Consider the following 13,004-nt stretch of genomic DNA (forward strand, 5'->3'; position numbering starts at 1 on the left):
TGGGTATGACTTACCGTGTTACCACAGTTGTCGGTTGATTCCCATTGGCGTACAATCTCTCCACAGCCGTCTACTACGGTATTGCTTACTTCAGTAAAGACTACATCTACTACGCTATCGCAATTATCTGTTGCTGTGATGGTTGGTACTGATGGGATGGCTTCACAGTCGACACTTACATCAGCAGGTTCTGCTGATAATACAGGCGCAGTGGTATCGGTTACTGTAATGGTTTGGGTATGACTTACCGTGTTACCACAGTTGTCGGTTGATTCCCAATGGCGTACAATCTCTCCACAACCGTCTACTACTGTATTGCTTACTTCAGTGAATACTACATCTACTACGCTATCACAATTATCGGTTGCTGTGATGGTTGGTACTGATGGGATGGCTTCACAGTCGACACTTACATCAACTGGTGTTGCTGATAATACGGGCGCAGTGGTATCGGTTACTGTAATGGTTTGGGTATGGCTTACCGTGTTACCACAGTTATCGGTTGATTCCCATTGGCGTACAATTTCTCCACAGCCGTCTACTACCGTATTGCTTACTTCAGTGAATACTACGTCAACTACGCTATCACAGTTATCGGTTGCTGTGATGGTTGGTACTGATGGGATAGCTTCACAGTCGACACTTACATCGGCTGGTGTTGCTGATAATACGGGGTCAGTGGTATCGGTTACTGTAATGGTTTGGGTATGACTTACGGTGTTACCACAGTTGTCGGTTGATTCCCATTGACGTACAATCTCTCCACAGCCGTCTACTACTGTATTGTTTACTTCGGTAAAGACTACGTCTACTACGCTATCGCAATTATCGGTTGCTGTGATGGTTGGTACTGATGGGATGGCTTCACAGTCGACACTTACATCGGCTGGTGTTGCTGATAATACGGGTGCAGTGGTATCGGTTACTGTAATGGTTTGGGTATGACTTACGGTGTTGCCACAGTTATCGGTTGATTCCCATTGACGTACAATTTCTCCACAGCCGTCTACTACTGTATTGCTTACTTCGGTAAAGATTACGTCTACTACAGTATCACAGTTATCGGTTGCTGTGATGGTTGGTACTGATGGGATGGCTTCACAGTCGACACTTACATCGGCTGGTGTTGCTGATAATACAGGTGCTGTGGTATCGGTTACTGTAATGGTTTGGGTATGACTTACGGTGTTGCCACAGTTATCGGTTGATTCCCATTGACGTACAATTTCTCCACAGCCGTCTACTACTGTATTGTTTACTTCGGTAAAGACTACGTCTACTACGCTATCGCAATTATCGGTTGCTGTGATGGTTGGTACTGATGGGATGGCTTCACAGTCGACACTTACATCGGCTGGTGTTGCTGATAATACGGGTGCAGTGGTATCGGTTACTGTAATGGTTTGGGTAAATTGTCCACTTGTTCTTCCACAACTATCTGTAAATGTCCAAATATTAGTATATGTTCCTATAACAGGACAATTAGTTGTTGAAGCCTCAAAACTTCCAGGTATTTTGGTTATTGTTAAATCACAACTTGCTTCTGGGGTAAGTAATTGCGCCGTAGCTAGGGCAGCACTATCTTCACAAGACACTGTTCTATCTAATGAATCAACTGTAGTTGTCCAATTAGCCTCGTCAGGTTGGTTAATACTTATCTCATTAGGTAAATTATCTCCTATACCACAAGAATCAACTGATTTAGAACTTAAAGTTGTTTGTGTACTATTATTTTCTTCTCCTGCATAAGTTGCTATTAATTGCATTTGAAATTTATCGGAACACATTTCTTCTAGAAAATAACACTGTTCTTTTACTTTCACCTGAAAACTTAAACTATATGGTGTACCTCCAACATCTGTAATTCCATCAATAGCATCAAAGGTTAATAATCTAGTTGTTGTATTATAGCTATAAGTAACCCCAAAAGGTAACCCTATTATTGGTTCTATTAAATCTACTTCTTGAGGTATTGTTGTTTCTATTGTTAAGTCTTTTACATTGTCATTACCATTGTTTTCTATATTGACTGAAAAACTAACAGTGTCTTCTACACTACTAGTATTTGTTGAGCTTGATAATATTAATGGCGCTAAATCTGGTTTCCAAACATCTACAGACAATCCTATTAAAAAGAGTCCGTATGTTTCTTGGTTTGATGTTAATCTTATTGTCGCAGAAGTTTGATTGTTAGCTATTATACTATTTCCTGGATTACTAAGAGCAAATACATCTGCATCAAATCCTAAAGTATTAGTACTAGCTGGATTTCTATCTATAAAGTTACTTCCATTTTTAGCTATTCTACTATTAAAAAAATTACTTGAACTCCTTAAACTATATGATAAATCTACCCAATTGTTACTAGTATTTTTTATTTGCAACCTGTCTCCTGATAAATCTCTATCTCCTTCTAAGGCACCTATTACTACATCTACATCTACATCTCCTGTTGGTACTGTTTGAAAACCACTAAATCCAATTTCAAAATTATTAACACTACTTGTAACATGTGCGTAACCATCAAAAAGCGATATATTTTTTGCTGGTAAAGTAGGGCTTTCATATACAAATACTATTTGCCAACCTCCAGAAGTTCCTGTATTTCCTCCACCATGTGAAGTCAAACTTCCTTCCTTTGCCCTAACATTAGCTACTTGATAAGTTCCATAGGGTGTTGCCAAAGCTTTTACTTCACTTGTGATATCCTTAAAACAAATGTATGGATCATTAACAAAGTGACCTATCTCGTCTCTTCCTCTATAAATAACATCATCAGCAGTTATAGTTGTATAACCTAAACTTCCTGGTAATTGCAATTTTACTTTATTATAATCCCAATTGGGTTCATCTGAAGAATTGTCTTCCTCTTTATCAGCTGCTGCCCAGTATAAATATGCTTTCTTTATACTTAAACAACTAACTGTTGGCTCTGGGTTAGATAAGTTTGCGCTACTTGAATTGAATGTACTTGCATCACTATCTATATCAACAAAAACGTTATTACTAAAGTCATGGTTTCCGTCGCTTCCTATATAGCTCGTTGTTTTATTTCTTGATAAAACATTATTTGCTATTAATGTTACATTTCCTTTAACTGCTTCTGAAAATCTAGGTTGGAATCCTTTTTTTATTTGGGCTTCTAATTTTCCGCCAGCAACGAGAAAAACCACTATAAAAAATAAAGTAAAACTAGTAATTTTTTTCATGTCCTCTAAGTTTTTCTAATAACAACAATCTTATGCTAATCGTCTAATTGTCATTACTCTGATTTGGTATATATGTTTTTATATTAATCTTGCTAGAGGGAGCTTTTTTCTGTAATGACACTTGCTCTTGAAGGTCATTTACCAGGAGTTCTATACAATTCCAACTTCCTAATTTGATATTGTATGGTTTAGTTATTTTTAAATAAAGTATTTTACTTCTTTTAGATAGTACTTTTAATGCTTTTATAAGAGGTTTCTTTTTTTCATCTAATAATGAATACTCTAATATCGTTTCTATTTTTTCTTGATTTTTGCACGGTACATTGTTTATGGAAAAACGATATTCTTTTTCTACTATGCTATTATTGCTAATCTTTAGTTTATGCACATGCACTCTTTCATAATCTGGTTTATCACTATAGGAAACTACCGATAACTCTGTTAAATTTTGTGAACAAAGACTTAAACCGCTACCTAAAAAGAATAAATACAGTAGTTTTTGAATAATATTTTTTCTCATATTATTTGTTTTTATAATTATTATACTACATATACAAGCAATAAAAGTTGTATATCTAACTTTAAAAGTGGGGGTAACTGTAATTTTGGGGGCAGGGTAATTAAGAGGTACGCATTTCAGAGTATTATATAAGTATAACACATAAAGAATGTACAATAAGATTTTTCGAGGAAGCCAATACTAAATGGAATAGTATTATTTTTGAGGGATTAACGTTTTTTAAGTTCTAAAAAACAGTTATACCAAAAGTAGCATTTATTTTCAGGTTTAAAAAATGAAAAGTTAAAAAAGGGGTTTTTCCCCATACTTGTTTAGTAAAAATATGTTGTTGATATTTTATAATACTTCATACTAAATTAGGTAATTTTGCGATATGATACAAAACGATACAATTATTGCTTTAGCAACACCAGCAGGGGTTGGTGCTATTGCTATTATTAGACTTTCTGGAGAAAATTCTATAAAAATTGTGGATTCATTTTTCTCTTCTGTAAAGAAAAATAAATCATTATTAAATCAAAAATCTCATACCTTACATTTAGGTCATATTGTGAATAATGGAGTTGTTATTGATCAAGTTTTAGTATCTATTTTTAAAAATCCGCACTCATATACAGGTGAAGATGTAGTAGAAATTTCGTGTCATGGTTCTAGTTTTATTCAACAAGAAATCATTCAACTTTTCTTACAAAATGGTTGTAGAATGGCTGATAACGGTGAGTTTACAATGCGTGCCTTTTTAAATGGTAAAATGGATTTATCGCAAGCGGAAGCTGTGGCTGATGTGATTGCTTCAAACTCTGCTGCTTCTCATCAAATGGCAATTCAGCAAATGCGTGGAGGAATTACCAATGAACTAAAAGAATTAAGAGGACAACTACTTGATTTTGCTGCTTTAATTGAGTTAGAACTCGATTTTTCTGGTGAAGACGTAGAGTTTGCTGATAGAACCAAGTTTAAAGAATTAGTAGCTAAAATATCGGCAGTTTTAAAACGTTTAATAGATTCTTTTGCCTTTGGGAATGCTATGAAAAATGGAATACCTGTAGCTATTATTGGTGAACCAAATGTTGGAAAGTCTACTCTATTAAATGCTTTGCTTAATGAAGAAAAGGCTATCGTATCTGATATTGCTGGTACAACTCGTGATGCTATTGAAGATGAATTAATTATTGATGGTGTTGTTTTTCGTTTTATCGATACCGCTGGAATTAGAGAAACTGAAGATGTTGTTGAAAACATCGGTATCAAAAAAGCATATGAAAAAGCAGATAACGCACAATTAATTATATTTTTAATTGACTCCAATAAGTATATACATTCTAAAGACTTATTCTTAGAGGAAATTGAGACTATAAAGCAACGTTTTCCTAACAAACGTTTATTGGTAATCGCCAATAAAATAGACACCTTGTCATGCCACGATTCATCTATTTTACAATCAGAAATTGAAAATTTAATTTTACTTTCTGCAAAACAAAATATTGGAGTTGACGAGTTAAAACAAGAACTTATTTCATTAGTCAATACTGGAGCTTTGAGTAATAATGAAACAATTGTTACTAACTCTCGTCATTTTGAAGCGTTGACTTTAGCTTTGGAAAGTATCAATTCTGTTAAAAATGGTATTGAGTTAGATATTTCTTCTGATTTATTTGCCATAGATATTCGTGAGTGCTTACGTCATTTAGGAAATATTACTGGTGAATATGATGTAGATAAGGATATTTTAGGTCACATTTTCGGAAACTTCTGTATTGGGAAGTAAGAAACGAAACTCTTCAACAAAATATTGAATTTAAATATATTCGCTCGGATTTTTACCCGTGTACTTTTTAAATGTTTTATTAAAATGACTTGAGTCTGTAAAACCTGTTTTCTCAGCAATTTCACCTATGCTTAAACTACTTTGTTTTAACAAGCTTTCTGCCATTTTTATTTTGGTTTCCATTATATAACGCTGTAAGGATATACCTGTATGTTTCTTTACAAAAATACCAACATAGTTTGGTGACAAATGAAACGTTTCTGCAATAACATCAACCTTTATAAGTTCTTTATTTTGTACATTTTGTCGTATATACGTCAATATTAAATCTGCCTTATTCTTATCGTAAACATGTCCACTATTTTTTAATGTAGACTTTAAGTTTCTCGACAATATAATTAACAAAGCTCCAAACAATTCAGATAATACATTACGACTGTAAGTTAACGGACTATGCAATTCACTTTTTATCAAATGATAAAGTCTAAAAAGTTGCTCTTTATCTGTTTCGCAACTAATTACACTTTTAGCTACAATGTTTCGATGAAAAATTACTGCCTCTAAATTCTTTCTCCAATAAGTACTTGTAGAAAATGTAGCCTTTTCTAAAAACATCTGTTCTGTAAATTTTAGCACTCCAAATTTTGTTGGCTCACCAATAATAAACTCATGTTCATCCTTTGGAGTTAAAAAAAATAAATCTCCCTCTTTATAATCAATAACACTTTCGTTTAAAACATGTTTTCCGCTTCCTTTTAAAACAAAAGTCAACTCAAAAAAATGGTGCTTATGTCTTGGGTAGCCCCACTCCTTCTCTGCATCAAACTCAAATACATCTAAGTTCTTGGTAATATAAAAACGTTGTGTCATTAGAATGTTTTTATACAAATATACAATGTATTCATACAACAGCATAACTTAAAATAGCTGCTAATTTTGCAGTCACAACAGTTAATTAAACAATATAAAATGAAAAATAATAGCATTATAGCATTGGTTATCATAGCGGTAAGCTTAACATTAAATGCTTGTAAAAAAGAGCAAAAGAATACACGTAAAATAAGTTCTACTTCAACAAAAACTGTAGCAAAAAAAAGCTATTGGCCTAACGGAGCACAATTAGTCATTTCTTTTTCAATGCAGTTTGAAACAGGAGGACAACCTGAAGGAGCTGAAAGTCCTTTTTCAGGAAACTCATTACCTAAAGGAAATCCTGATTTGCCTGCTGAAAGCTGGTTTCGCTATGGAGCAAGAGAAGGAATGTGGCGAATGATGGATTTATGGGATAAACACAATATAAAAGTAACCTCTCATGTTGTAGGCGAAGCTGCAATAAAATACCCTGAAATAGCTAAGGCTATGGCTAGTAAAGGACATGAAATAGCTGCTCACGGAATTGCTTGGGACGATCAGTGGAATTTAAGTTACGAAGAAGAACTTGCCTTTGTTAAAAAAGGAATTGACACAGTAGAAGCAATTACAGGAAAAAGAGGTCGTGGATACAATGCTAACTGGTTACGCCGAAGCCCCAACACTCTTAAGGTTTTACAAGAACTTGACTTTTTATATCATATTGATGATGTAAGTCGTGATGAGCCTTTCATTACTAAAGTAAGAGGTAAAAACTTTGTTGTAATGCCTTATACGTTGCGTAACAACGACATTGTAAATATTGCTGGTAAAAACTGGTCGCCAGATCAATTCTTATTCCAACTAAAAACAGAATTCAATCAACTTTATAAAGAAGGAGTCTCTAAAAGAAGAATGATGAGTGTGAGTTTACACGATAGAATTGGAGGTGCTCCAGCAGTAGTTAATGTTGTAAATCAATTCATTGAATATGCAAAACAACATGAAGGTGTAGTGTTTATGCGTAAAGATGATATTGCTAAAATGGTAATAAACGATCCTAATACACCAATTGATAACGCCGAATTAAAATTTAACAAATAAGAATACCAACATGAAACATGCAATCTATTTATACCTTCTACTTAGTACACTAACAATTATTAATGCGCAAAACAAATTACCTTTCCAGTTAGAAAAAGATTGGGAATTAAAAGGCTTCAAGAATACTGAAAGTGCAGTTTTTGATAAAACAAACCAAGTAACATTCCGTAAATAATCAAAATAAATGAGTTCACAATATCAAACTGAGAGGTTAATCATACGACCGACAAATACTGAAGATACCGACTTTATTTTCAACTTATTTAATACTCCAAAATGGATTGAAAACATTGGAGATAGAAACATAACTTCTACTACTCATGCAAAGCAATATATTGAAACAGTTATGCTTAAACAACTCAAGCAATTAGGATACTCTAGCTATACTGTAATTAGACAATCTGATAATGAAAAAATAGGAACTGTGGGACTTTATGATCGTGAAGGAGTTGATGGAATTGATTTTGGCTTTGCTTTTTTACCCCAATTTGAAGGTAAAGGATATGCCTTTGAAAGTGCTTCAAAAATAAAAGAAGTAGCTATAAATGAATTCAGAATTCAAAACCTAGTGGCTATTACACGTCCTAGTAATACTGGCTCTCAAAAGTTACTCAATAAATTAGGTTTCATCTTTAAAAAAGACATCATTCTTCCTAAGCATGAGTTTAAAGAATGGTTATTATATGCTATAAACTAATACCTTCCTTATGAAAGTAGAAACAATAAACACAGCTGGTAATTGGTCTGTACATTGGACAGAATCCTTAAAAAAGTCTATTCAATTAGGAGCTAATAGTCATAAAATTGGACAACAATTATTATTAGAAAATAAACATGTTAAAATATGGCATATTGAATTGGAACCCGGAAAAAGTCTTCCGTTTCATAAACATGATAAACCTTATTTTTATGTTTGTCATACAAGGGGTAACTCTCGTTCTTATTTTTCTAATGGTTCTATAATTGAAACATCCTATAAACCTAATGATATTAAGTACTTTAATAACTTAAGCACTAAAAACTACTTTATACATAATCTAGAAAACATAGGTACTACCACCCTACATTTTACAACTGTAGAGTTTGTGGAATAAGACAATGTATTTTCACAAGTAAAACATGAAATTATACAACAAAAACATCTTCAAACCGTAGTAAATTTATACTATTAAACAATTAAAACTTTGTAAATCATGGCTTTTAAAAAGTTATATCAACACTATAATAAAAATGGCTTGACATTAAAAAATAGATTTTTAATGGCTCCCATGACACGTTCTAGAAGCTCACAGCCTGGTGATATTCCTAATGAACTAATGGCTGAATATTACGGACAGAGAACTTCAGCAGGAATAATTATATCTGAAGCTACTCAAGTTTCATTGCAAGGAAAAGGCTACGCTAAAACACCCGGAATTTACACACAAGAACAAGTTGAAGGTTGGAAATTAATTACTGATGAAGTCCATAAAAAAGGAAGTAAAATATTTTTACAACTATGGCATGTTGGTCGCGTATCTAGTTCTAAAGTAAACGGATTACAACCTATTGCTCCTTCTAAAAAGACAGCCAAAGACACCAATGTTTATATTTTTAATGGAGCCCCTAATGGTGATGCTACTTTTGTTACTGTAGAAGAACCTAGGGCAATGACAAAAGCAGACATTAATCAAGTAATTGAAGAATTTAAAACAGGAGCTAAAAATGCTATTGAAGCAGGTTTTGATGGTGTTGAAATTCACGGAGCCAATGGATACTTAATTGACCAATTTTTAAGAAGTAATTCTAACCAACGAACCGACGAATATGGGGGAACTAAAGATAATAGAGTTCGATTACTAACCGAAATCACTCAAGCAGTTGCTCAGGAAATTGGTCATGAAAAAACCGGAGTTCGCCTCTCCCCTTTTATTAGTTTTAAAGACATGAACGATCCTGAAATATTAGACACTATAATGATTGCGACTCAAGAACTTGAAAACATTGGAATTACTTATTTACATCTATGTGAAGCAGATTGGGATGATGCTCCTGAAATTCCTAATGAATTTAGAGAGAACCTACGTAAAACATTTAGCAAAACTATTATTGCTACAGGAAATAAAACACCTGAACAAGGAGAAGATTTATTAGAAAAAGGACTGGTTGATTTAATTGGGTTTGGACGCAATTTTTTAACGAACCCCGATTATCCGATAAGAGTAAAACTAAATGCTCCATTAAACAAAATTACTAATACTAATACGTTATTTGGTGGTGGGGATGCTAGAGGATATACAGATTATCCTTTTTTAAAACAAGGAAGCATGGATACTATTGAAGAAAAATAAAGCCTGAAGCTACCAGCTCCCTAGCCTGGAGTTGGGGCTTACCCAAAACTTTATAAGTAGTAATTATACACAATACTTTGTTTTCTATTTGTTCGAAACTATTGTATAAAATTATTCAAAAACAATTTCTATATCTTGTGTTAAGGGAAGACTTTGACAACTTAAAATATATCCTTCTTTAACATCTTCTTCAGATAAAGTAAGATTCTTTTTCATAAAAACTTCTCCTTTGTTCAATTTACACATACAGCTAGAACATACTCCTCCTTCACATGAATATGGAGGATTATAATTATTATCTAACATGGCGCGTAATATAGTTTTACCCTTTGGAATATGTATGTTTATTTCTTCTCCATCTAAACTAGCAGTTAAATGAGCATTATCGATGACTTCTGTAGTTTCTTCTAATCTTCCTCCTCCAAAGCTTTCAATAAGAATTCGAGTATCTGGAACATCCATACTCTGTAATACTTTTTGAGTATTTTCTATCATAGTACCAGATCCACAGATAAAATATTCTGCATTCTGCGCATAGGGAGAAATTATATTACTTTCTGTATCTGGAAGTAGATTCATTTTTTTTCAAATTTACAACGGTTAACTACGCTTATAAAACAGATTACTTTCTACTTACACTTGTTTATACTTTTACAAGCAATTAAATTAAAAAACAAAAGATGGGATTATACATTACTAGCGGAGCACTTGCTAGCTTTAAAGAAATGGATGAAGAAGCTTTTAAACATTATTCTTCAGTATTTAAAGATGTTAACAAACTACTAGAATTAAATGGGCTTACACCTTACGAAGAACCAACTGAATTAGAAGGTGGTTCTTTAGAACTTGGTGGGTTTTCTTACGATTTTATTCATCACTTAAGGCGTTTTTATGCTTATTGTGCCGAATATGAAGATTGGACTCCTATTCCATTTAGCCCTAACAGTGAGCCTTGTGAAGATTCTATTATAGATGATCATGCATCAGGCCTTACTTGTCATCTTATATGTCATTCAGATTGTACAGGTTTTTATGTTCCTGTAGATTTTATCGATATTGTTTTTGATAATGATGAAATTCCTATTGATGGTGCAATGATTGGTTCGTCATACACTCTATTTAAGGAATTAAAATTTATAGCAAATAAGCTTAATATTCAACTAGATGAAGACGATACTATTGTAAATATTGAAGCTGTAAATAAATCAATAAACGCAGAAGAAGATTTTTGGAAAGAAAAACTAGTTTGGTGTGAGTTGTTCAAAGCTGCAAAACATAGTATTCACAACAAAGCAGCTATAGTTTTTCATTAAAAACATCAACAATTAATAAAACACATCTCATAAATGGAAAGAGAGATTATAATACAGTTACAAGAAAAAAAATATCAATCTTTAGGTAAACTTACCACAAGTAAAATTATTGATCTTTTTATTGAAAGCGAAAACGAAGCTTTACTCCATAAATTTCAAGGTCAATTTTATCCGTATCGTCATTATGATATTAATGCAACACTAACAAAAGCTTTAAAAGGAATAGACAAGCAAAAAATTATTGATGCTTATTTTCACGCCTCTAGATTAGGTATTATTACAAAAGTAAAAGAAAACAATTACCCTCTTTTCTTAAAAGGAATTGAAAAAACACTATCGTCTCTTGGTGAGGGATATAATATTAATGTTTTAAGACCTAGTACGGTATATGTACTCTTTGGAGTGAACTCACTAAATGATATAGAAAACCTATACAATACAAAGTATAGCGAGTTTTTAGAAAACTTAAAATTTGTTATCAAGGTGAACTCATATACTAGCTATCCTAGTTTACGAAAAAAACTAAAAGCATCTCTTTTTTTAGAGAATGAAATACTCTTAAAAAGAGCTCAAAAAATAACGCCTTTCTTTAATGAGTTCAATTTTGAAACAGCGGGAGCTTTAGTATTACTATTAACAGACCCTTCAATAAAATCGAAGCAAGTTCTTTTAGAGTGTCATAAAAGAGAGTTATCTAGAGAAACTGTTTGGGTTCTTGGTAGTTTTTATAAAGATTTTAAAACTTCCGAAGCAAACAAGTTACTTCTTAACGATTTATACAATAAATATCCTACAAAATGGATTAACGAATATTATAACACTATTTACTAACCGTTTTATAAGTATTTTTGCCTAATGGATTCACTCACACAAATTGTTCTTGGGGCAGCTGTTGGAGAAGCTGTATTAGGTAAAAAAGTAGGAAACAAAGCAATGCTTTATGGTGCCATCGCTGGTACTATTCCAGACTTAGATGTTTATGTTGGTAAGCTTTTTGACACTGTTACTGCTCTAGAAATACACAGAGGTTTTACACATTCTGTATTTTTTGCAATTGTTTTCGGGTGGATTTTTGGTTGGCTTATCTCTTTATATGAAAAAAATGCCTCCACTAAAGAATGGGCTCTACTTATGTTTTGGGGATTTATAACACATCCAATTCTAGACGCACATACCACTTGGGGAACTCAACTTTTTTGGCCACTCGATTTGCGGTTAGCTTTTAAAAATATATTTGTTATTGACCCTTTATACACATTACCTTTCTTAGTATTTCTACTAATGGCAATGTTTCAACGTAAAGGGACAGCTAAAAGAACAAAGTATAACAATTTAGGACTAATTATTAGTAGCTCTTACATGGCAATTACTCTTGTTATTAAAGGAATCACTTATACTAAATTTTCACACGCTTTAAAAGAACAAGGGATTTCTTATAAAGAAATAGAAACCAAACCTACGCCTTTTAACACCATTTTATGGTCTGCAAATGTTGAAACAGATGATGCTTATCTAATAGGTTATTATTCTTTTTTTGATACTAAACCAATTGAATTTTATTCCTACCCTAAAAATCATCATTTATTAGACGATTATAAAAATAATGTTTCAATAAAACGACTTATTAAAATTACCAAAGGTTGGTATACAATTTCAGAAAAGAATAATTTAATTTATTTAAATGATTTACGCTTTGGGTTATTAAGCGTAGCTCCTAATTTTCAGCAGTTTGCTTTTAGCTTTCAAATAACAAAAAAGCAAAATAAAATAGTTATAAACGAAGTACCTAGAAATCGTGAAAAAGCTAAACAATTATTAACAGATCTTTGGGTTAGAATTCAAGGAAATTAATTGATAAATCATAGTTTATACCGTAAATTTGCCATTATATTATAATTGCAGAATAACTCT

General features: G+C 32.7%; 12 protein-coding genes and 1 pseudogene. 9 read left to right on the forward strand and 4 right to left on the reverse strand.

The window, feature by feature from the left end; all coding sequences use genetic code 11:
* Positions 1-3,209 (reverse strand): annotated as a pseudogene (locus tag ABHQ57_RS12650) (hypothetical protein); the annotation flags it as partial.
* Between the two features lie 43 nt (positions 3,210-3,252).
* On the reverse strand, positions 3,253-3,729 hold the full coding sequence (locus ABHQ57_RS12655; RefSeq protein WP_073183544.1) for a hypothetical protein: 477 nt from the start codon (positions 3,727-3,729) through the stop codon (positions 3,253-3,255).
* Positions 3,730-4,102: 373 nt separating this feature from the next.
* On the opposite strand from ABHQ57_RS12655, the gene mnmE reads away from it, so the two are divergent.
* Complete coding sequence (gene mnmE, locus ABHQ57_RS12660) at positions 4,103-5,497, forward strand: tRNA uridine-5-carboxymethylaminomethyl(34) synthesis GTPase MnmE (protein WP_167713720.1); 1,395 nt, start codon at positions 4,103-4,105, stop codon at positions 5,495-5,497.
* 30 nt (positions 5,498-5,527) lie between these two features.
* Here the strand turns inward: mnmE and ABHQ57_RS12665 are convergent, their stop codons facing one another.
* Positions 5,528-6,367, reverse strand: a complete 840-nt coding sequence (locus tag ABHQ57_RS12665; protein WP_159491276.1) for an AraC family transcriptional regulator — start codon at positions 6,365-6,367, stop codon at positions 5,528-5,530.
* A gap of 99 nt (positions 6,368-6,466) precedes the next feature.
* Between ABHQ57_RS12665 and ABHQ57_RS12670 the strand changes: the two genes are divergently transcribed.
* The 5 genes from ABHQ57_RS12670 to ABHQ57_RS12690 all read left to right on the forward strand — a co-directional run bounded on the left by ABHQ57_RS12670 (position 6,467) and on the right by ABHQ57_RS12690 (position 9,780).
* A complete protein-coding gene (locus tag ABHQ57_RS12670; RefSeq protein WP_167713719.1) occupies positions 6,467-7,450 on the forward strand; it encodes a polysaccharide deacetylase family protein in 984 nt (327 codons plus the stop codon).
* Positions 7,451-7,460: 10 nt separating this feature from the next.
* Positions 7,461-7,625: a hypothetical protein gene (locus tag ABHQ57_RS12675; RefSeq protein WP_167713718.1), complete on the forward strand. Its 165-nt coding sequence runs from the start codon at positions 7,461-7,463 to the stop codon at positions 7,623-7,625.
* Between the two features lie 9 nt (positions 7,626-7,634).
* The gene (locus ABHQ57_RS12680; RefSeq protein WP_167713717.1) at positions 7,635-8,147 is read left to right on the forward strand and encodes a GNAT family N-acetyltransferase; all 513 of its coding nucleotides are present in this window, start codon (positions 7,635-7,637) and stop codon (positions 8,145-8,147) included.
* Between the two features lie 10 nt (positions 8,148-8,157).
* The gene (locus tag ABHQ57_RS12685) at positions 8,158-8,544 is read left to right on the forward strand and encodes a cupin domain-containing protein (RefSeq protein WP_167713716.1); all 387 of its coding nucleotides are present in this window, start codon (positions 8,158-8,160) and stop codon (positions 8,542-8,544) included.
* A gap of 99 nt (positions 8,545-8,643) precedes the next feature.
* On the forward strand, positions 8,644-9,780 hold the full coding sequence (locus tag ABHQ57_RS12690; protein ID WP_167713715.1) for an alkene reductase: 1,137 nt from the start codon (positions 8,644-8,646) through the stop codon (positions 9,778-9,780).
* A 111-nt stretch (positions 9,781-9,891) separates the two neighbouring features.
* Here ABHQ57_RS12690 and ABHQ57_RS12695 read toward each other — a convergent pair whose 3' ends face one another.
* The gene (locus ABHQ57_RS12695; RefSeq protein ID WP_159616550.1) at positions 9,892-10,359 is read right to left on the reverse strand and encodes a 2Fe-2S iron-sulfur cluster-binding protein; all 468 of its coding nucleotides are present in this window, start codon (positions 10,357-10,359) and stop codon (positions 9,892-9,894) included.
* A 101-nt stretch (positions 10,360-10,460) separates the two neighbouring features.
* Between ABHQ57_RS12695 and ABHQ57_RS12700 the strand changes: the two genes are divergently transcribed.
* The 3 genes from ABHQ57_RS12700 to ABHQ57_RS12710 are packed head-to-tail and all read left to right on the forward strand — an operon-like array spanning position 10,461 to position 12,944.
* Entirely contained in the window at positions 10,461-11,093 is a 633-nt protein-coding gene (locus ABHQ57_RS12700) for a hypothetical protein (protein WP_167713714.1), read from the forward strand.
* 33 nt (positions 11,094-11,126) lie between these two features.
* Positions 11,127-11,924 (forward strand): hypothetical protein, encoded by a 798-nt coding sequence (locus tag ABHQ57_RS12705; RefSeq protein ID WP_167713713.1) that lies wholly within the window; start codon positions 11,127-11,129, stop codon positions 11,922-11,924.
* Positions 11,925-11,948: 24 nt separating this feature from the next.
* A complete protein-coding gene (locus ABHQ57_RS12710; RefSeq protein ID WP_167713712.1) occupies positions 11,949-12,944 on the forward strand; it encodes a metal-dependent hydrolase in 996 nt (331 codons plus the stop codon).
* Positions 12,945-13,004: the final 60 nt, after the last annotated feature.

This window comes from Tenacibaculum sp. ZH5_bin.1, assembly GCF_042865525.1.
Lineage (GTDB): Bacteria > Bacteroidota > Bacteroidia > Flavobacteriales > Flavobacteriaceae > Polaribacter > Polaribacter mesophilus.

Coding starts and splice junctions, on each gene's coding strand:
- ABHQ57_RS12655 (WP_073183544.1), bottom strand. CDS start 3,729: ATGAGAAAAAATATTATTCAAAAACTACTGTATTTATTCTTTTTAGGT.
- mnmE (WP_167713720.1), top strand. CDS start 4,103: ATGATACAAAACGATACAATTATTGCTTTAGCAACACCAGCAGGGGTT.
- ABHQ57_RS12665 (WP_159491276.1), bottom strand. CDS start 6,367: ATGACACAACGTTTTTATATTACCAAGAACTTAGATGTATTTGAGTTT.
- ABHQ57_RS12670 (WP_167713719.1), top strand. CDS start 6,467: ATGAAAAATAATAGCATTATAGCATTGGTTATCATAGCGGTAAGCTTA.
- ABHQ57_RS12675 (WP_167713718.1), top strand. CDS start 7,461: ATGAAACATGCAATCTATTTATACCTTCTACTTAGTACACTAACAATT.
- ABHQ57_RS12680 (WP_167713717.1), top strand. CDS start 7,635: ATGAGTTCACAATATCAAACTGAGAGGTTAATCATACGACCGACAAAT.
- ABHQ57_RS12685 (WP_167713716.1), top strand. CDS start 8,158: ATGAAAGTAGAAACAATAAACACAGCTGGTAATTGGTCTGTACATTGG.
- ABHQ57_RS12690 (WP_167713715.1), top strand. CDS start 8,644: ATGGCTTTTAAAAAGTTATATCAACACTATAATAAAAATGGCTTGACA.
- ABHQ57_RS12695 (WP_159616550.1), bottom strand. CDS start 10,359: ATGAATCTACTTCCAGATACAGAAAGTAATATAATTTCTCCCTATGCG.
- ABHQ57_RS12700 (WP_167713714.1), top strand. CDS start 10,461: ATGGGATTATACATTACTAGCGGAGCACTTGCTAGCTTTAAAGAAATG.
- ABHQ57_RS12705 (WP_167713713.1), top strand. CDS start 11,127: ATGGAAAGAGAGATTATAATACAGTTACAAGAAAAAAAATATCAATCT.
- ABHQ57_RS12710 (WP_167713712.1), top strand. CDS start 11,949: ATGGATTCACTCACACAAATTGTTCTTGGGGCAGCTGTTGGAGAAGCT.